This is a genomic window from Bacillus sp. FDAARGOS_1420, assembly GCF_019344915.1.
GTDB classification, from domain to species: Bacteria; Bacillota; Bacilli; order Bacillales; family Bacillaceae_G; genus Bacillus_A; species Bacillus_A mycoides.
This window is the reverse complement of record NZ_JAHWJB010000002.1, coordinates 2,030,738-2,049,929: the sequence shown is the minus strand read 5'-3', so window position 1 is coordinate 2,049,929 and position 19,192 is coordinate 2,030,738. Positions and strand designations below refer to the sequence as shown.

At 33.7% G+C, this 19,192-nt stretch carries 15 protein-coding genes; 14 read left to right on the top strand and 1 reads right to left on the bottom strand.

Annotation, left to right across the window (positions count from 1 at the left end; translation table 11 throughout):
* Window positions 1-11 precede the first annotated feature (11 nt).
* The 10 genes from aroA to ltaS all read left to right on the top strand — a co-directional run bounded on the left by aroA (window position 12) and on the right by ltaS (window position 12,773).
* Window positions 12-1,301 carry a 3-phosphoshikimate 1-carboxyvinyltransferase gene (gene aroA / locus I6L50_RS20780; protein ID WP_219302783.1) on the top strand — a complete coding sequence of 430 codons (1,290 nt, stop codon included), beginning with the start codon at window positions 12-14 and terminating at the stop codon, window positions 1,299-1,301.
* A gap of 17 nt (window positions 1,302-1,318) precedes the next feature.
* Entirely contained in the window at window positions 1,319-1,825 is a 507-nt protein-coding gene (locus I6L50_RS20775) for an STAS/SEC14 domain-containing protein (RefSeq protein WP_219302780.1), read from the top strand.
* Window positions 1,826-2,115: 290 nt separating this feature from the next.
* On the top strand, window positions 2,116-3,279 hold the full coding sequence (locus tag I6L50_RS20770; protein WP_219302778.1) for a GNAT family N-acetyltransferase: 1,164 nt from the start codon (window positions 2,116-2,118) through the stop codon (window positions 3,277-3,279).
* A gap of 110 nt (window positions 3,280-3,389) precedes the next feature.
* Window positions 3,390-3,845, top strand: a complete 456-nt coding sequence (locus I6L50_RS20765) for an NUDIX domain-containing protein (RefSeq protein ID WP_219302776.1) — start codon at window positions 3,390-3,392, stop codon at window positions 3,843-3,845.
* Window positions 3,846-3,971: 126 nt separating this feature from the next.
* Window positions 3,972-4,538: a TetR/AcrR family transcriptional regulator gene (locus tag I6L50_RS20760; RefSeq protein WP_002013443.1), complete on the top strand. Its 567-nt coding sequence runs from the start codon at window positions 3,972-3,974 to the stop codon at window positions 4,536-4,538.
* A 252-nt stretch (window positions 4,539-4,790) separates the two neighbouring features.
* On the top strand, window positions 4,791-7,907 hold the full coding sequence (locus tag I6L50_RS20755) for an MMPL family transporter (RefSeq protein WP_219302774.1): 3,117 nt from the start codon (window positions 4,791-4,793) through the stop codon (window positions 7,905-7,907).
* 312 nt (window positions 7,908-8,219) lie between these two features.
* Entirely contained in the window at window positions 8,220-9,845 is a 1,626-nt protein-coding gene (locus tag I6L50_RS20750) for an ABC-F family ATP-binding cassette domain-containing protein (protein ID WP_002013447.1), read from the top strand.
* A 160-nt stretch (window positions 9,846-10,005) separates the two neighbouring features.
* Window positions 10,006-10,164, top strand: a complete 159-nt coding sequence (locus tag I6L50_RS34970) for an SRPBCC family protein (RefSeq protein ID WP_002084908.1) — start codon at window positions 10,006-10,008, stop codon at window positions 10,162-10,164.
* 83 nt (window positions 10,165-10,247) lie between these two features.
* Complete coding sequence (locus I6L50_RS34965; RefSeq protein ID WP_257475405.1) at window positions 10,248-10,415, top strand: ATPase; 168 nt, start codon at window positions 10,248-10,250, stop codon at window positions 10,413-10,415.
* 384 nt (window positions 10,416-10,799) lie between these two features.
* Window positions 10,800-12,773, top strand: coding sequence for a lipoteichoic acid synthase (gene ltaS / locus I6L50_RS20740; protein ID WP_113937537.1), 1,974 nt, complete (start codon window positions 10,800-10,802; stop codon window positions 12,771-12,773).
* Window positions 12,774-12,820: 47 nt separating this feature from the next.
* Here ltaS and I6L50_RS20735 read toward each other — a convergent pair whose 3' ends face one another.
* Window positions 12,821-14,269: a DHA2 family efflux MFS transporter permease subunit gene (locus I6L50_RS20735; RefSeq protein ID WP_113937536.1), complete on the bottom strand. Its 1,449-nt coding sequence runs from the start codon at window positions 14,267-14,269 to the stop codon at window positions 12,821-12,823.
* 173 nt (window positions 14,270-14,442) lie between these two features.
* On the opposite strand from I6L50_RS20735, the gene I6L50_RS20730 reads away from it, so the two are divergent.
* The 4 genes from I6L50_RS20730 to I6L50_RS20715 all read left to right on the top strand — a co-directional run bounded on the left by I6L50_RS20730 (window position 14,443) and on the right by I6L50_RS20715 (window position 19,078).
* Complete coding sequence (locus tag I6L50_RS20730; RefSeq protein WP_219302772.1) at window positions 14,443-14,988, top strand: TetR/AcrR family transcriptional regulator; 546 nt, start codon at window positions 14,443-14,445, stop codon at window positions 14,986-14,988.
* Between the two features lie 405 nt (window positions 14,989-15,393).
* Window positions 15,394-17,499 carry a BglG family transcription antiterminator gene (locus tag I6L50_RS20725; RefSeq protein ID WP_219302770.1) on the top strand — a complete coding sequence of 702 codons (2,106 nt, stop codon included), beginning with the start codon at window positions 15,394-15,396 and terminating at the stop codon, window positions 17,497-17,499.
* A gap of 13 nt (window positions 17,500-17,512) precedes the next feature.
* Window positions 17,513-17,782 carry a PTS sugar transporter subunit IIB gene (locus I6L50_RS20720; RefSeq protein ID WP_000757313.1) on the top strand — a complete coding sequence of 90 codons (270 nt, stop codon included), beginning with the start codon at window positions 17,513-17,515 and terminating at the stop codon, window positions 17,780-17,782.
* 24 nt (window positions 17,783-17,806) lie between these two features.
* Window positions 17,807-19,078: a PTS ascorbate transporter subunit IIC gene (locus I6L50_RS20715; RefSeq protein WP_219302768.1), complete on the top strand. Its 1,272-nt coding sequence runs from the start codon at window positions 17,807-17,809 to the stop codon at window positions 19,076-19,078.
* Window positions 19,079-19,192 lie beyond the last annotated feature (114 nt).

Here is a 19,192-nt window from a genome sequence, read left to right as displayed (position 1 = left end):
AGGGTGACAACGTGAAAGAAAAAAGAGTACAAACTGTAAATAACGGATTGAATGGCACAATTACAATCCCTGGAGATAAATCAATTTCCCATCGCGCTGTCATGTTTGGCGCAATCGCGGAAGGTAAAACAACAATTAAAGGATTTCTTCCTGGTGCGGATTGTTTAAGTACTATTTCTTGTTTTAAAGAAATGGGAGTAGAGATTACACAAAATAGAGACGAAGTTACGGTAATTGGAAAAGGATTAGAAGGTTTGCAAGAGCCAAAAGCTGTATTAGATGTTGGTAATTCTGGTACAACGATCCGATTAATGTCAGGGATTTTGGCTAACACACCATTTTTCTCTTGCGTACAAGGTGATGCGTCTATCGCAAAAAGACCGATGAAACGTGTTACAAATCCATTAAAACAAATGGGCGCAAAAATTGATGGCCGAAAAGAAGGAACATTTACGCCGCTCACAATACGTGGCGGAGATTTAAAAGCAATTGAGTACACTTCACCTGTAGCAAGCGCACAGGTAAAGTCAGCTATTTTACTTGCAGGACTTCGTGCAGAAGGTGTAACAACTGTTACAGAACCACATATTTCCCGCGACCATACGGAAAGAATGCTTGAAGCGTTCGGTGTAAAGGTAACTCGCGTGGGGAAAACTGTAAAACTAGCGGGTGGACAGAAGTTAACAGCAACAGACGTTCATGTGCCAGGTGACGTATCATCAGCGGCATTTTTCTTAGTAGCGGGTGCAATTATCCCAAATAGTAAACTACTATTACAAAATGTGGGAATGAATCCGACTCGTACAGGTATTATTGATGTTCTTGAGAAAATGGGCGCTACGTTTACTGTAGAGCAGATTAACGAAGGAGCATCAGAACCTGCTGCAAATATTACAATTGAAACATCCCCGCTGAAAGGAATCGAAATCGGTGGTGATATCATTCCACGACTGATTGATGAAATCCCAATTATCGCTTTAGCAGCAACACAAGCAGATGGAATTACAGTCATTAAAGATGCACACGAATTAAAAGTAAAAGAAACGAACCGTATTGATACAGTCGTTGCTGAACTAACGAAACTAGGAGCTCGTATTGAAGCGACCGATGACGGAATGATTATTTACGGTAAATGTAAGCTAAAAGGAACTACAGTACATAGTCATGGTGATCACCGCATTGGAATGATGCTTGCGATTGCCGGCTGTATTGCTGAGGGAGAAACAACAATTGAAGATGCAGAAGCAGTAGGTGTATCATATCCTACATTTTTTGAAGAACTACAAACGTTAGCTAAATAAAGTGATGAGAAGCAGATATGCAATGTATCTGCTTTTTTATGTTGGCTTTTTTCGTAAATAATGTTGCTTTATTGTGTAAGAATTTTATCTTTATTGATTTTATGAGATTTTTACGCATAATTGTAACTAAGGGAGAGGATTCCAAGTTGAGTAAACAGAATATCAGCACAACAGTTTCAGGGGATTTAATTGTTACCCATCTAATTGGCAAGATTAATACAGCTGATGTTTATGAATGGTTTAATGGCTTCGAGCAGGTTTGTCAGCAATTCATTTCCGAGGGTCGGAAATACAAATTGTTGGTGGATAGAAAAGGATACACGCCAGATCATTTTTCTGTTCAAAAAGCATGGAAAGATAAGTTCTTCAATGAAAACATTTTGAATCACAGTAAGGCAATTGCGTTTCTCCTTGAAGAAGGGGAGATAATGAATTATTTACAACAATCCAATACAAAAGAATCCGTAAAATTTTTCGATGATTATGAACAAGCATTAATTTGGTTGAATGAATATCCAATATAAAACCTTTATTGAACCAGTTTCTCTCAATCAACTGGTTTTTTTTATGCCCGTAATGTTGCCGTTGTCATAAGTTTCATCACTTTCAATGGTACCTCTTAGCTTCGCAAACCCAAGAGAACGCAAGGTGTTTAATATTCTTATGCCGCCAATAGAAAGCAGTTGAAAAGAGCTTTTATGTTAGAGTGTTTCTAAATCGATACCTTTTGTTGAAACATCCTCGTAATTTCACTTACCGAACTATAATAGTTTGAATTATGATATAATTCAAACGAGGAATGGAGGAGAAATATATGAACGTTATACAATTAAAAGAAGATAAGTTTAGAGAAGCATTACGTTTATCAGAATATGCTTTTCAATATAAAGCAGATGAAGAACGAGTAGAGCAGCAAATTACACGAATGAAGGAAAGCCATCAAATATACGGTATTATGGAAGGAGAAGAGTTAGCTGCAAAGTTGCACTTAATTCCTTTTCATATTTACATAGGAAAAGAAAAGTTTAAAATGGGCGGCGTTGCGGGGGTAGCGACGTATCCGGAATATAGAAGAAGTGGATATGTAAAAGAGTTACTTCAGCATTCACTACAAACTATGAAAAGAGATGGATATAGTGTATCGATGTTACATCCATTTGCCGTTTCATTTTATCGTAAATATGGCTGGGAACTTTGTGCGAATCGAATCGTATGTCAGATGACAAAGAGCGATTTAATAATAAAAAAACAAGTGAATGGTACAGTGAAACGTTTTAGTAAAGATAATCATCCAGAAGAAGTAGAGAATCTATATGAAACATTTGCAGAACGATTTTCTGGTATGTTAGTTCGCGGACGTAAATGGTGGCTACAAGCGGTGTATCATGATTTAACATTGGCAGTTTACTATGATGAAAATAAAACGGCGGCTGGTTACATTTTATACAAAATAGAGAATTCTAAAATGAAAGTAGAAGAATTTGTCCCATTACATAATGAAGCAAGAATTGGTCTTTGGAACTTCATCTGCCAACATGATTCTATGATTAAAAATCTAGAAATGATACTAAGTGAGACAGAACCACTTCTTTACACATTACAAGAACCACGAGTAAAAGCAGAAGTAACTCCATATTTCATGGGAAGAATTGTAGATGTAGAACAGTTTTTCAAACAATATGAATGGAACTGGAACAACGAAGAGCAAGAAGTAATTTTACATATTACAGATTCATTTGCATCGTGGAATAACGTGACGGTTCAACTTAAAAATAATGAAATAACAATCGTTAAAGAAGAAACAGCAAAAGAAAATGGAATTCAAATCGATATTAATGCGTTATCTACTATTATGTTTGGTTACAAGCGACCGCTAGAATTAAATGAAATAGACTTAATAAGCGGTAGCGAAGAGGAGATACGTGCATTTGAGAATGTAGTGCCGGTGCGTAAGCCGTTTATTTATGATTTCTTTTAATTAATGTCATGTGCTATGTATGAGTAACAAAGTACTATAATGATAAACTTTTTATTATAGTACTTTTCTATTTAATAGAGTGAAATCATTGTTTTAGGAGGAAAAGTAAAATGATTAGGCAAGCCGTAGGTGCGGTCGTATTCCAACACAGTGAATTTTTATTGGTACATAAGGTGAAAATTAGCGACATAGATGGAGAATATGCTATGTCAAAGGGGGAATGGGATTTTCCTAAAGGTGGAGTGAAACATACAGATAATGATTTAGAGAGTGCTATTTTGAGAGAGCTGGAAGAAGAAACTGGATCTACAAAGTTTAAAGTTATAAAACAATTTGAAGATAAAATTTGCTTTGGCTTTCCTGAAGAGCTCAAAATGAAAATTGGATATGAAGAGCAAGAAACTACTATGTTTTATGTAGAATATATAGGTGACAGAATAGATTTACATCCAAAAGATAATGAAATAAGTCAAGTTCAATTTTTTAAGATACAAGGTGTATTGAGGGTTTTAAGTCATGATGATACAAAGAAATTTTTTGATGGGATAACGCAAAAAATGTATTAATATCTTAATTGAGTGTGTTATTTGATAAATGCTTCAATAGCGTATTTACACACTTGACTTTTAATCCTTGTAATTTATAATTATAAACGGAATGAATTTTCATTCCTGAAAATTGAGGTGAGAAAAATGGCTAAAAATAAGCAAGAGGATATTTTTGATGCTGCTATAAAACTTTTCGCAGAGCGTGGTTACGATGGTACGACAATTCCGATGATCGCTGAAAAAGCAAATGTCGGCGCGGGTACTATTTATCGCTATTTTGAAAATAAAGAGGCACTCGTTAACTCATTATTTTCAAAAAGCATGCTACAGCTATCTGAAACAATAAAAACTGATTTTCCTGTTGAAGCAAATATTCGAGAACAGTTTAGTCATACGTATAACCGTTTATTTGAATTTGCGAGAAACAATGTGGATGCTTTTCTTTTTACAAATTCTCACTGTGATAGTTATTTTCTTGATGAACAGAGTAAGAAAATATTTGACGATTTTATAGGCTTCTTTATGAATATTATTGAAGATGGAATCGAAAAAGGTTTTCTTCGTCCATTGCCTATAATTGCTTTAATTATTATTGTATATCAACCGCTTGAAAAATTAATAAAAGTAATGGCGACAGGGCAATTAGAATACTCAAAAGAATTAGTAAAAGAATTGGAAGAGAGCTCTTGGAATGCTATTAGAATCATTTGATTCTATAGCTTTATAAGGACAGGAATGAACATTCATTCCTAAATAAATATAAAAAACGATTACAGGAGATGATATATCTGTACAATTAAAGGAATGAATATTCATTCCGCAGGGAGTGATTCAATAGAATTGAAAAATAATTTAATAGGATAATAGGAATGAACGTTCATTCCTAAGTGATATTTTCAAAAATAGGGAATGAATATTCATTCCCTATGCACCATGAAACTCTAATAACAGGAGATGATTCAAATGAGCAAGCTAAAAAGTTGGAGAAGTTTATCTTTTCTATTATGGATAGTTATTACTATTGCAATGGTCGTAACGATGCCTAATATGGATCAGTTAGTGAAGGAAAAAGGGCAAATCACGATTCCAAAAACAGAACAAAGCAGTATTGCTGACAAGATGATAAAAGAAATGGATAAAGAAGGGGCTGAAAAGTATGAAATTATAGCCGTCTTTAATAGTGGAGATAAAAACGCATTAACGAATGAACAGAAAGAGGAAATAACAAAAACGATCAACGCGCTGCAAAATGAAAAAGAGCAATTAGGAATTAAGGAAGTCGTTTCACATTTAGATAATAAAGAACTGGAGAAACAATTAGTTTCTAAAGATAATACGACTATTTTAACGCAAATATCGGTAGATAAAAAACATGGTAAAATATCAAAAATTGCAAATAATCTTCATAAAAAAGTACAAACGAAAGGAGTTACAACGTACTTAACAGGAAGTGATTTAATAGCGGGTGATTTTCTTACATCCTCTCAAGAGGGCGTGAAAAAGACAGAAGTTATTTCGATCATTTTCATTCTTGTAGTATTAATCATTGTATTCCGTTCACCAGTTGTTCCGATTATTTCTCTTCTTACAGTTGGTGTTTCGTATTTAATTTCAATGGGGATTATTGCCCATCTTGTAGATCAATTTAATTTTCCGTTTTCAAACTTTACGCAAGTGTTTGTAGTAGTCGTCCTGTTTGGAGTGGGAACAGACTATAACATTTTATTATATACAAGATTTAAAGAAGAATTAAGTAAACAAGAAAATGCATTTTTGGCTACGAAAGAAACGTTTAAATCGGCAGGTAAAACCGTTTTATATAGCGGGATAGCAGTACTAATTGGCTTTGCATCTCTTGCTTTAGCGAGTTTTAAATTATATCAATCTACTTCAGCAGTAGCAATTGGTGTCGCAGTACCACTACTCGTATTAACCACTTTAAATCCGTTTTTCATGGTGCTATTAGGAAAAGGAATGTTTTATCCAGTTAAAACATTTAAAGGACATGAGGATAGTCGTTTATGGGGATTCTTTGCGAAAAATTCAGTAGCAAGACCATTTATCGCTTTAATTATCGTATTCGTGATATCGATTCCATTCGTATTAAAATATTCTAACACGCTTAATTACAATGATTTATTTGAAGTGGATAATAAATATGAATCAAAAATGGGGATTAACGTAATAGAAGAGCATTTTCCGCCTGGTTTTTCTTCACCAAGTACGTTAGTTATTCAATCGGATAAAAAGTTAGATGAGGCGACTTCTTTACAAACTTTAGATGAACTTACTGATAAAATCTCGAAAGTTAAAGGAGTCTCAGAAGTATATTCACCGACGCGTCCAACTGGAGATAAGATTAAAGAATTATATATAAATAAACAAGCCGGAGAATTGAATACAGGCTTAGGAGATGCAAATGGTGGCATAAAAGAAGTTAATGAAGGATTAACTGATGCGAAAGATAAAATGGGTAGTAATGACTCAAATAGTCTTGCAAATGTTCAAAAGTTAATTGATGGAACAAATGAAGCGAAAAATGGCGTATCAGCATTAGGGACAGCTTTAAATCAATTATCGAATGGAATAAACAATGGAGCACAAGGAGCGAAGCAAATAGAGGATGGGCTAGCATCATTAAACGGAAATATCAATGCCCTGTCAAATGCAACTTCACAGCTTCATGCTGGTTATGAACAGTTAGAAAAAGGTTTAAGTTCGTACGATCAATATTTCGGAAGCATTTCTCAAGCAATTGATGGCGCGAAAAAAGGATATGAACAAATTGAAGTGTTAATGACTAATTTCATTCAAACGAAACCAGAATTAGCAAATGACCCGAACATACAGCAAACATTAGGAATTGCTAAAGAAGCTCAAAAACAATTAACTGGACTTTCAAAAGAATTAAATCAATTGGCGGTGCAGCATAAAGCAGCGATGAATTCATTTAAAGAAGCGAATCAATCGTTACTGAAAGTAGATAACGGTTTAAAAGAAATGAACAATGGAGTTACCAAGTTACAAAAAGGGGCTGCTGAGCTGAACAAAGGATTGAGCGAAGGGGCTACAGGTTCAAAACAAATTGCGAACAAATCGGCTGACTTACAATCTGGATTAACGAAAATAAACGATGGACAAGGACAGTTATTAACTGGACTGAAAGATTTACAAGAAAAGATGGGGCAATTGCAATCAGGTTTATCTAAAAGTACAGAGGGTTTAGGAAAAGTAAGTAACGGTCTAGGTGACGCTCAAAAATATTTAGGAGAGCTAAATGAGTCGAAAAGCTCTGAGAAATTTTATATTCCGAAAGAAGTTTTAGAAGGAGAAGATTTCCAAAAAGCATTGAATACGTACATGTCACATGATAGAAAGACTGCTAAAATGACAATTATTTTAGACGTAAACCCGTATTCAAAAGAAGCGATGCCTATCATTCAAGAAATTAATAAAACGATAGATGGTACGTTAAAGGGAACAGAACTAAATGATGCGAAAAAAGCAATTGGCGGGACAACAGCTAGAAACTTTGATTTAAAAGAAGTAACCGGGCAAGATTTCTTACGTACTGCTACGATTATGTTATTAGGGATTTCGCTTGTATTAATCGTGATTACACGCTCATTCTTAAATTCAATCTTTATTATTGGATCATTAATATTAGCTTACTTTGCTTCACTTGGTATAAGTGAACAAATTAGTTCACACTTATTAAACGTAGAGTCATTAAGCTGGAATGTTCCATTCTTTAGCTTTATAATGATTGTCGCTCTAGGTGTGGATTATAGCATTTTCGTAATGATGCGATACAATGAGCTAGAAGGGGATTCAGTAACGAAAATTGTAAATGCATCTCGTCACATAGGGGGAGTCGTATTATCAGCGGCACTTATTTTAGGCGGAACATTTGCTGCATTAATCCCTTCAGGAGTATTGACGCTAATACAAGTGGCATTAGTTGTTGGCATTGCCCTTATACTATTAGCTTTAATTGTAATGCCGATATTGTTACCAGCTTTAATAGGATTGGCGAGTAAATTGAAGAGTTATAAAGAGAAAATAAGAAATACGAAATAAGAAAAACCTGTAGGGAATGTTTTCTCTACAGGTTTTTTGTATATAAAATATGAAATGAAAAAATGATCTAATGTATTACAGAATGAGAAGCGAATGGGGATATTAGAAAGAGGTCGATGATATACAAAAAATAACTAGGGGAATGGATAAAAACTATTCGATTTCATTGTAGAAAGCTAATCAACCGTTGCTATTCATCCAGCTTCTACTATATAATAGCTATAGTCTACAATAATTGAGTCGTAATATGCGATTTTTTAAGACAATCGGTGAGAAAACGCTGAAATAAGCGGTATTAGTAGGAGGACACAAATGATTACAGTAAGTAACGTTAGTTTGCGTTTCGCAGATCGCAAATTATTTGAAGATGTTAACATAAAATTCACGCCAGGTAATTGCTATGGTTTAATTGGAGCAAACGGTGCTGGTAAATCAACATTTCTAAAGATTTTATCTGGAGAAATTGACCAATCAACAGGTGACATACATATTACGCCAGGTGAGCGTCTAGCAGTATTAAAACAGAATCACTTCGAATATGAAGAGTTCCCTGCACTAGAAACAGTAATGATGGGTCACACACGTCTTTATAAAGTAATGCAAGAGAAAAATGCAATTTACATGAAAGAAGACTTTAGTGATGAAGATGGCATGCGTGCTGCAGAACTTGAAGGTGAGTTCGCTGAGCTAAACGGTTGGGAAGCTGAGTCAGAAGCTGCAATCCTTCTAAAAGGATTAGGTATCGGCGAAGATATTCATGATAAAAAGATGTCTGAATTAACAGGGGCAGAGAAAGTAAAAGTATTACTTGCTCAAGCTTTATTCGGTCAACCTGACATTCTATTACTAGATGAGCCTACCAACCATTTGGACTTAAAAGCGATTCAATGGTTAGAAAACTTCTTAATGAACTTTGATAATACAGTTATCGTTGTATCCCATGACCGTCACTTCTTAAATAAAGTATGTACGCACATGGCTGATCTTGATTTCGGTAAAATTCAATTATACGTTGGTAACTATGACTTCTGGTATGAGTCAAGCCAATTAGCATTAAAACTAACGCAAGATTCTAACAAGAAAAAAGAAGAGAAAGTAAAAGAGTTACAAAACTTTATTGCGCGCTTTAGCTCAAACGCATCTAAAGCGAAGCAAGCAACTTCTCGTAAAAAATTATTAGATAAAATTACATTAGATGATATTAGACCGTCATCACGTCGTTATCCGTTCGTTGGTTTCACACCAGAGCGTGAAGTAGGAAATGACTTATTAACGGTTGAAGGTATTTCTAAAACAATCGACGGAGAAAAAGTATTAGATAATGTGAACTTCACTTTAAATAAAGGTGATAAAGTTGCATTTATCGGCCGTAACGATATTGCAATGACAACATTATTTAAAATTCTTATGGGTGAAATGGAGCCAGATAGCGGTTCATTCAAATGGGGTGTAACAACATCTCAAGCTCATTTCCCAAGAGATAACTCTGAGTACTTCGAGAACAGTGATTACACTTTAATTGATTGGTTACGTCAGTTCTCTCCACAAGATGAATCAGAAAGTTTCTTACGTGGTTTCTTAGGCCGTATGCTATTCTCTGGTGAAGAAGTAAAGAAAAACGTTTCTGTTTTATCTGGAGGAGAAAAAGTTCGTTGTATGTTATCTAAAATGATGTTAAGCGGTGCAAACGTATTAACATTAGATGATCCAACGAACCATTTAGACCTTGAGTCTATTACAGCATTAAACAACGGTTTAATCACATTTAAAGGAACATTACTATTCACTTCTCATGACCATCAGTTCGTACAAACAATTGCAAACCGTATTATCGAAGTAACGCCAAACGGTGTAGTTGATAAGGTAGCGACGTATGATGAGTTCTTAGAAAATGAAGAACTTCAAAAACAAGTTGATGCAATGTACAAAGGTCAATAATGAATGATTAAAACCCCCGCTCTCTTTTATGAGAGCGGGGGTTTTTTAAGTAAACAAATATTCGTTTTAATATAAAGTGGGGGAAGGATTAAAATGAATAATTATTCAAAAATAACATTAGCGAAGGTAAGAAATTTTTGAAGCGTGGATAAACCCTGAAATGATGAAGAAATGGTTTTTTACATTGGAAGGGACGGATAAAGTAACGGGAAATACTCCTGAAGTAGGAGGGAGTTGGGAAATTATTGATCATCGTGGCGGAAAAGATTATCGAGCAATTGGGGAATATATCGAAATGAATCGTCCTAAAAAAAATTAGTATTTACATTAAAAACGCCGCAGTTTAGTGAATTATTAGATAAAAACACAGTTGAAATAAAAGAGAAACAACAAGGATTTAAAATGATATTTTCACAAAATATAATCGTTGCTCATGAAGAAGATTGGACAAAATATGATGTTGAAAAAGCTTTAAAGGGGTGTCATGATGGCTCTGAACATGGTTGGAATGTAATGTTCATGGGACTTGAAGAGTTGTTTAAAAGAAGAGGGAATAGCTACAAAGGATGATAAACGGTAGTCGAAAAAGTGTAGTTTGAGCAAATTGCCCAAACTACACTTTTTATTTTATGAAATTGGGTAGTTTACATGAATGTACCAAAATTGGAGATAGATTAGTTTGCAAATGAGGAAATAAAGGATTATAGTTTGTGGAGTCATAATTAGTGGATGAGCCCCTGGGAGAAAACAGGAAATGTTACAAATGTATTTTGTAAAATAGAAACCAAAGTCAAAATGTTTAAAAAGAAATAGTTGAATAAATAAAAGCTACAAATTATAATTACTAATATTCTTCATATAGTTAAACAAATAAAATCTATTTGAAGAAGAAAAATTAAATAGAGAGACAGACTTATATAAAATAAGCCTTGGATGATCAAAAGAGGTGGAGAGATGCAACAATTTTTATTAAAGAGTAAACGAGTATTAAGTAATCATTTTGGATTTTTCGTATTTGCCGTTATTTTACTTTGGTTAAAAACATATGCAGCATATGTGACAGAATTTAATTTAGGGATATCGAACACAATCCAAAAGTTCTTACTGTTTTTCAACCCGTTAAGCTCAGCAGTTCTATTTTTAGGGCTCGCACTATTCGCGAAAGGGAAACGAGCTTACATTTGGTTAATTATTATTAATTTGCTAATGTCTATACTTTTATATGCCAACGTAGTATATTATCGCTTTTTCAGCGACTTTATTACGTTCCCGACATTAACACAAACGAATAACTTTGGAGATTTAGGTGGTAGTATTTTTGCATTGCTACACTTATATGACCCACTATATTTCTTAGATACAATCATTTTAATTGTTTTAGTCGCAACGAAATTTGTAAATCCTAAACCAATCCGTGTTGCGAAGCATAAATTATCGCTAGTATTTGTAGCAGGTATTTTATTCTTTAGCGTTAACTTAGGTCTGGCAGAATCTGACCGTCCTGAATTGTTAACAAGAACATTTGACCGCAATTATATCGTGAAATATTTAGGGGCGTACAACTTTACGATTTATGATGGTATTCAAAGTGCGAAAGCATCAACAGAACGAGCATTAGCGGATGGAGATAATATGACAGAAGTTAGAAACTATCTTACATCAACTTATGCAAGTCCAAATCCTGAGTATTTCGGTAAAGGAAAAGGAATGAACGTAATTTATATTCATTTAGAGTCATTCCAAAACTTTTTACTAAACTACAAGCTAAATGGTCAAGAGGTTACACCATTCTTAAACTCATTTACAAAAGATGCGAATACGTTATACTTTGATAACTTCTTCCATCAAACAGGACAAGGTAAAACATCTGATGCGGAGTTCATGTTAGAGAACTCAATGTTTGGATTACCGCAAGGATCTGTTTTTACAAATAAAGCTAATAACACGTATCAATCAGCACCAGCTATTTTAGGTCAACAAGGATACACATCAGCAGTGTTCCACGGTAACTACAAAACGTTCTGGAACCGTGATGAAATTTATAAATCGTTTGGTTTTAATAAATTCTTTGATGCGTCATACTATGATATGAACGAAAAAGATGTAGTAAACTATGGGTTAAAAGATAAACCGTTCTTTAATGAATCCATTCCATTATTACAAACGTTAAAACAACCGTTCTATTCAAAATTTATTACGTTATCGAACCATTTCCCTTATCCAATTGATAAAGCGGAAGCGACAATTGAACCAGCGAAAACAGGTGATTCATCTGTAGATACGTATTTCCAAACAGCACGTTATTTAGATGAATCTGTAAAAGGCTTCATGGATTACTTGAAACAATCTGGTTTATACGATAACTCAATTATCGTTATGTACGGTGACCATTACGGTATTTCAGATAATCATGGCGCAGCAATGTCTCAAATAATGGGTAAAGAAATGAACTCATTTGAAAATGCTCAATTACAACGTGTACCATTAATCATTCGCGTACCAGGAATGAAAGGCGGCATACAACATCAATATGGCGGAGAAATTGACGTTCTTCCAACTTTATTACACTTACTAGGTACAGATACAAAGAATTATGTCCAATTCGGATCAGATTTATTATCGCCAGATCATAAACAAGTCGTTCCTTTCCGTAACGGTAACTATGTAAGTCCAACAGTGACTGCACTGAACGGCAAATACTATGATACAGCGACTGGAAATCCAGTAGAATTTACAGACGAAATAAAACAAAATGAACAAATGGTTCAAAAATCACTAAAATACTCTGACCAAGTTGTTAACGGCGACTTATTACGATTCTACACACCAGAAGGCTTCACTCCAGTAGAGCGTTCTAAGTACAACTATAACCATCGTGATAAAAATAAAACGAAGGTGAAGACGACTGAAGACGGGGAAACAAAATAAATAATAAAAAATCCTACTCGTATAGAAAACGAGTAGGATTTTTTGTTTTAAGATTTACTTTCGGATTTTTGGAGTGCTACTTTTTTAGGCATGAAACATGCGATAATCAAAGCTACAAAAGATAAGACTAACATAAATACGTAGGCATCACTTGAGCTGAAGATAGAAGATAATTTCTTTACTTGCATAACTGAAATGTTTCCATTTTCACTAGATAACTGCGAAGCATGTGAAGTTGATTGAATTGTGTATACCGTGATAATAACTGCTGTTCCAATAGCACCTGCTAATTGACGTACGGTATTATTCACTGCAGAACCATGTGAACCCAGTTCTCTTGGTAAAGCGTTTAAACCTGCTGTATTTAAAGGCATCGAAATGAAACTTAGTCCAATGCGTAGAATAATGGTACGAACCATTAAATACATATAAGTGGTGGATTCGGTCAAATCAATTACACCCCACATAGATATAATGATACATATTAAACCTGTAATAAAGAGTGGTTTCGCCCCATATTTATCAAACATTTTGCCTGTGATAGGTGATAAGAAGGCATTAATCACAGCTCCAGGTAATAGAAGTAAGCCTGATTCAAAAGCAGTAAAACCTCGTCCATTTTGCAAGTAAATCGGTAAAAGAATTAAATCAGCATACATAATCATCGTAATGAGTACGTTAATGACTGATGTAAGAGTGAAAATTTTATATTTAAATACGGATAAATTTAATAGTGGATCGCTAGACTTTATTTGACGTAAACAGAATAGGGTTGTAACAATTATTCCGATGATAATTGTAGTAATAACAACTGGATGATCCCATCCTTTACTTCCTGCACTACTAAATCCGAATATAATACAACCAAAGCCAATCGTTGATAAAATGACACTTACGATATCTAATTTTGCTTTTGTTGTCTCAGCAACATTCATTAAATATTTTAGCGCGAGAATAATAACGATTAATACAAATGGAGCTAATCCAATAAATAACCATCTCCATGATACATATTCAATAATAAAGCCAGATAATGTTGGAGCGATGGCTGGCGCGAAAATTATGGCGAAACCGATGGTTCCCATAATACTTCCACGCTTTTCACTAGGGTATAAATATAAAATAACTGTCATCATTAGTGGCATAATAATTCCTGCCCCAACTGCTTGAATCATTCTTCCTGTTAACAAAATGCCAAAATTCATGGCGCATGCGCAGAGAACAGTCCCAATAAACAAAGAGAGCATCGAGCTAATAAATAGCTGCCTTGTTGTAAATCGCTTCATTAAAAATGCCGTAATTGGCACGAGAACACCATTTATGAGCATAAAGCCTGTTGATAGCCATTGAACTGTAGCGGCCGTAACATCAAATACTTCCATTAAATTACTCATCGCTACATTTAATAGCGTCTGATTTAATGTTGATAAAAAACAACCGGAAATGAGCACAATTAATATAATTTTTTTATTTCTTTCTGATATTTCCTTTTGCATTGGTAAACTCCTTCATTGTTGTCTTGATTTATCGACATTGTGTCGATAAAATTAATGGTAACAAAATAAATTTTCTTTGACCATGAACAGTTTTGTTGAAAATGTTCACTACTCGACATAGAAGGTATGCACTGTCGAGTAAGTAAAGAGAAAATCTATAAAGGAGTTTCAAAATGTCTACACCTAAAAAAGAAGATCCTCGTACAGTTCGTTCAAGAGAAATGTTTAAAAATGCTGTTTTTTCTCTCCTATGTGAGAATCCTAGTATTTCAAGCTTAACGGTTCAGAAAGTCGCAACAAAAGCAGGATTAAACCGAACAACCTTTTACTTACATTATCAAGATATTCAAGATTTACTAGACCAAATCACGAATGAGATTTCAAATGAACTTTCAAATAAAATAACCGATTTAATACATGCAAAAGATTTATCAGAAAAACAAAAGCTAACACAATTACTTGATTATTTATATATCCACCGAAATTATTTATTTATAGTATTTAAAATGAATCAATTTGAGGAGCAACTATTTTTATTTTTAAAAGAGTTAATAGAAACGAGAAGAGAGAATACGAAAAAGGATCTGCCTGATGATTATGTTGCGGTTGATATTAAAACAGCTTCATTGGTAGGTATTATCATGTGGTGGATAAGGAATGGACTTCACTTTAGTTCAGATTATATTGCAAATCAAATTTATTTTATGTACAGAGGGTAATGAGTTAAAAATATTTTATGTATCGACACATTGTATTATTAAGTGCGACACCTAAAGAAAAAAGCCCATATCGCTTCGTATAAAGTAGAAGTTATCACATCACTTACTTCATACAGAAAACTGCCCATGAAGGGTTTCAGGAAGAACTGTCGCACTTAGATTGACAAATTGTCTTTAAAATAAAAAATCGTATTGTATAATTTCATATGCCGCATGTATATAGTAAAATTTTTAAATGAAAGTACAATCATTGCACTGTGCATAAACAAGAATTTGGACTTAATTTTAGAAGAGATACAAGATAAGATATTAATAGAAAGCGATTTCAAACTCTAATTTTGCAAAGTTAGTATCTATACTTGCAATTCTATTTAAGAACAAGTATAGAAAGGGTGTATATCATATATGATATTAGATAATCGAAGTATAAGTATTTTACAGCAAATTATTCAAGCAGATAGCTATGTTTCTGTATCTCAATTAATGGAAGTCATACAAGTTTCAAAGCGAACAATTTATTATGATATGAAGAAAATAGAAGATTGGTTAGTTGCAGAGGATTTAAATTCATATGAATATATTCGCCCTTTAGGCTACTGTTTTGATAATGAAACGAAGCAAAGAGTGATAAAAAAGTTAAATGGATTTACAACAAGCCAATATGAATATTCTCCACATGAACGAAAAATATTGCTGGTTCTTTATATACTAACAATGGAGAAAAGGATTCTATTAGAAGACTTAATAGAACTTGTGCAAGTCAGTCGTAATACTGCTCTTGCTGACTTAAAAAAAATAAAAGCAGAGTTAGTGAAGTTTAAGCTCGCATTAAACTTTAATCGTAAACATGGCTACAATATTATAGGGAATGAACATGGAAAACGAAATATATTAATCTTAAATCTTTCACAAATAATTTCAAAGCATGGATGGGAATATTTAATATCGCATGTGAAATATATTACGAATGATAATAAAAATGTAAAAGGTAATAAAGATCACGAGGAACTTCTTATAATAAAAAATATTTTATCAAATTGTGAAGAGCTTTTAGGGGTCCAGTACACAGATGAGGTACTTGAAAGTTTAAGCGTTTACATGTATTTATTCCGCAATCGTATTGTAAATGGAAAATGTGTTGAGATGGAAGATGCTGAAAAGGATGTACTAAGAGAAACAAAACAATTTGAAGCAGCAAAATATATTGCAAAACAGTTTGAAAGAGTATTTTTCGTGGGTTTTCCAATAGATGAAATTTATTATATTACGACTCATTTGTTAGGAGCAAAAGTAAATGCTCAACAAAAAGACTTTGAAAAAAGTGAGATTGATGGAATACATTCAATGGTCGGGTATATGATAAAGGATTTTCAACATTATGCTTGTGTTATATTTCAAGATTTTAAAGGACTTGCTTCAGACCTATATCTGCATATGAAACCGGCATATTATCGTGTAAAGTACGGGATTGAAATAGAAAATCCATTACTTTATACAATCCAGCAAAATTATGAAGAAGTATATACTCTTACAAAAAAAGTAATTCATCATTTTGAAGAATATGTTGGAAAAATAGTTTCAGATGATGAAATGGCATATATTACTATGCACTTTGGTGCTTGGATGAGGAAAGAGGGAATCGTTCCCAGCCCAAGAAAAACCGCGCTACTTGTTTGTCCAAATGGTATTGGTACATCACGTATGTTGCAGTACCAATTAGAGCAAGTGTTTTCAAGTGTAGATATTTTAAAAGCCATTTCAAAGCGGGAATATGAATCAAATACATTTGATGTAGATTGTATTATTACTACAACTGAACTGGAGAAGGGGAAAATTCCTATCTTTATGGTAAATCCAATTTTGACCGATTCCGAAAAAGCATCGTTACTACGAAAAGTCAATGTAGCTTTATATGGCGAAAATCAAAATGATTCAGTTGATATGATGATGGGTATTATCCAAAAATACACAGACATTTTAGATGAAAAATCTTTGAAAAATGAATTGAGAGAGTTTATGAGTGGTCCGGTACATATTGATAAGGAGGAGAAATATAAGCCTATGTTAAACGAGCTATTAACTAGAGAATTTATAGAGCTTGAGAATCACGTTGAGACGTGGGAGGAAGCAATTCGTGTTGCGTCGGAACCTTTATTACAAAGTGGACATATTTCTGAAGAATATATTTCTGAAATGATTGCGAATGTAAAGAAGTTAGGCCCGTATATTGTAATTGCACCTAAAATCGCTATACCTCATGCTCGTCCGGAAGCAGGTGTCAAAAAATTAGGGATGAGTTTATTACAACTAAAAGAGGGTGTGTTATTTTCAGAAAAACAAGAGCATGCTGTAAATTTAATTATTGTATTAGCAGCTATAGATAACGAGACACATTTGAAGGCATTGGCACAATTAAGTGAGATGTTATCTGAACCAACGAACATAGAAATGTTAATGCATTCAAATTCAAAAGATAAAATGCTAGAAATGATAGCTAAATATTCTAATTAAAGGGGAGATTGAAATGAAAAAAGTATTAGTTGTATGTGGAAATGGATTAGGAAGTAGTTTTATTATAGAAATGAATGTAAAGAAAATATTAACTGAACTTGGTATGCAAGCTGAAGTTTCTCATACGGATTTAGCATCAAGTAAATCAGAACAAGCAGATCTATATTTAGGTGCGAAAGATATCATTTGCAACCTTGAAGATGGTACTCGCACAGTTGCTGGATTAACAAACATTCTAGATTTAAATGAAATTAAAGAAGCATTACAAAAACACCTGATGTAGAAACGGTGAAAGGGGAGTAGTGCTATGTTTGATTTAATAATGAAAGATATTTTGGGACAGCCTGCAATATTAGTTGGATTGTTTGCTATGTGTGGTTTACTATTGCAAAAAAAGAATTTTGCAGATACAGTTTCAGGAACATTAAAAACAATTATGGGCTTCGTCGTTTTAGGAGGCGGAGCCACTATATTAATAGGGGCTTTAGATGTTTTTGGTAAAATATTTGATAAAGCATTTCATATTAAAGGGATTATTCCAAATAACGAAGCTGTTGTTGCGATAGCACAGCAAACTTTAGGAACAGAAACGGCATTAATTATGGTATTTGGGATGATTGCTAATTTACTAATTGCACGATTTACAAGATTTAAATATGTATTTTTAACTGGTCATCATACCTTATTCATGGCATGTTTAATTTCAGCTGTATTTTCAACTACAGGGATGAAAGGCGCTTCACTAGTTATTAGTGGGTCTATTATTTTAGGATTACTTATGGTCATTTTTCCAGCTCTACTTCAACCGTATGTTAGAAAAATTACGGGAATGGATGATATCGCAATTGGCCATTTCGGTTCAGTTGGGTATTTAGCAGCAGGATTTGTTGGTAGTAAATTTGGAAATAAGGAAAAATCTACAGAACAAATTAAAGTACCGAAGTCATTAGGGTTTTTACGTGATACATCAGTTTCTATGTCATTAACAATGGCTGTGTTATTCTTTATTGTTGCACCATTTGCTGGGAAAAACTTTATCGAAACAGAATTAAGTAACGGACAAAATTATCTCGTGTATTCATTCATGCAAGCAATTACATTCGCTGCGGGTGTATATATTATTCTAGCTGGTGTCCGTATGTTGATTGCAGAAATTGTCCCTGCATTTAAAGGGATAGCAGATAAACTTGTACCAAATGCCAAACCAGCATTAGATTGTCCAACAATCTTCCCATTCGCGCCAAATGCAGTTATTATTGGCTTTTTAACAAGTTTTATTGCTGGATTACTATCTATGTTTATTCTTCCGTTTATCGGATTAAGTGTAATAGTGCCAGGATTAATCCCTCATTTCTTCACAGGGGCAACAGCTGCTGTATTTGGAAATGCAACTGGAGGAAGACGAGGAGCAATACTTGGAGCTTTTGTAAATGGATTATTAATCTCATTCCTACCAGCTATATTATTACCTATATTAGGTGGATTAGGATTTGAAAATACAACATTCGGTGATTCCGACTTTGCTGTTGTTGGTATTTTAATTAGTGAAATTGCGAAATTGCTAGGGAATTTTTTCTAAATAATAGAGCATAAAAAGACTTGAATTCTAATTATGAATTCAAGTCTTTTTATTTAAATATTAAAGTGTAAGAAAGTGAGGGGATTTGAATAAAAGAAATAGGGATTGGTTTGA

What these genes read in the sequence shown, in the direction of transcription:
- I6L50_RS20775 (WP_219302780.1), top strand. Translation starts at nt 1,319, where the DNA reads ATGCAATGTATCTGCTTTTTTATGTTGGCTTTTTTCGTAAATAATGTT.
- I6L50_RS20770 (WP_219302778.1), top strand. Translation starts at nt 2,116, where the DNA reads ATGAACGTTATACAATTAAAAGAAGATAAGTTTAGAGAAGCATTACGT.
- I6L50_RS34965 (WP_257475405.1), top strand. Translation starts at nt 10,248, where the DNA reads ATGATATTTTCACAAAATATAATCGTTGCTCATGAAGAAGATTGGACA.
- I6L50_RS20765 (WP_219302776.1), top strand. Translation starts at nt 3,390, where the DNA reads ATGATTAGGCAAGCCGTAGGTGCGGTCGTATTCCAACACAGTGAATTT.
- ltaS (WP_113937537.1), top strand. Translation starts at nt 10,800, where the DNA reads ATGCAACAATTTTTATTAAAGAGTAAACGAGTATTAAGTAATCATTTT.
- I6L50_RS20755 (WP_219302774.1), top strand. Translation starts at nt 4,791, where the DNA reads ATGAGCAAGCTAAAAAGTTGGAGAAGTTTATCTTTTCTATTATGGATA.
- I6L50_RS20735 (WP_113937536.1), bottom strand. Translation starts at nt 14,269, where the DNA reads ATGCAAAAGGAAATATCAGAAAGAAATAAAAAAATTATATTAATTGTG.
- I6L50_RS34970 (WP_002084908.1), top strand. Translation starts at nt 10,006, where the DNA reads ATGATGAAGAAATGGTTTTTTACATTGGAAGGGACGGATAAAGTAACG.
- I6L50_RS20730 (WP_219302772.1), top strand. Translation starts at nt 14,443, where the DNA reads ATGTCTACACCTAAAAAAGAAGATCCTCGTACAGTTCGTTCAAGAGAA.
- I6L50_RS20760 (WP_002013443.1), top strand. Translation starts at nt 3,972, where the DNA reads ATGGCTAAAAATAAGCAAGAGGATATTTTTGATGCTGCTATAAAACTT.
- I6L50_RS20715 (WP_219302768.1), top strand. Translation starts at nt 17,807, where the DNA reads ATGTTTGATTTAATAATGAAAGATATTTTGGGACAGCCTGCAATATTA.
- I6L50_RS20720 (WP_000757313.1), top strand. Translation starts at nt 17,513, where the DNA reads ATGAAAAAAGTATTAGTTGTATGTGGAAATGGATTAGGAAGTAGTTTT.
- I6L50_RS20725 (WP_219302770.1), top strand. Translation starts at nt 15,394, where the DNA reads ATGATATTAGATAATCGAAGTATAAGTATTTTACAGCAAATTATTCAA.
- I6L50_RS20750 (WP_002013447.1), top strand. Translation starts at nt 8,220, where the DNA reads ATGATTACAGTAAGTAACGTTAGTTTGCGTTTCGCAGATCGCAAATTA.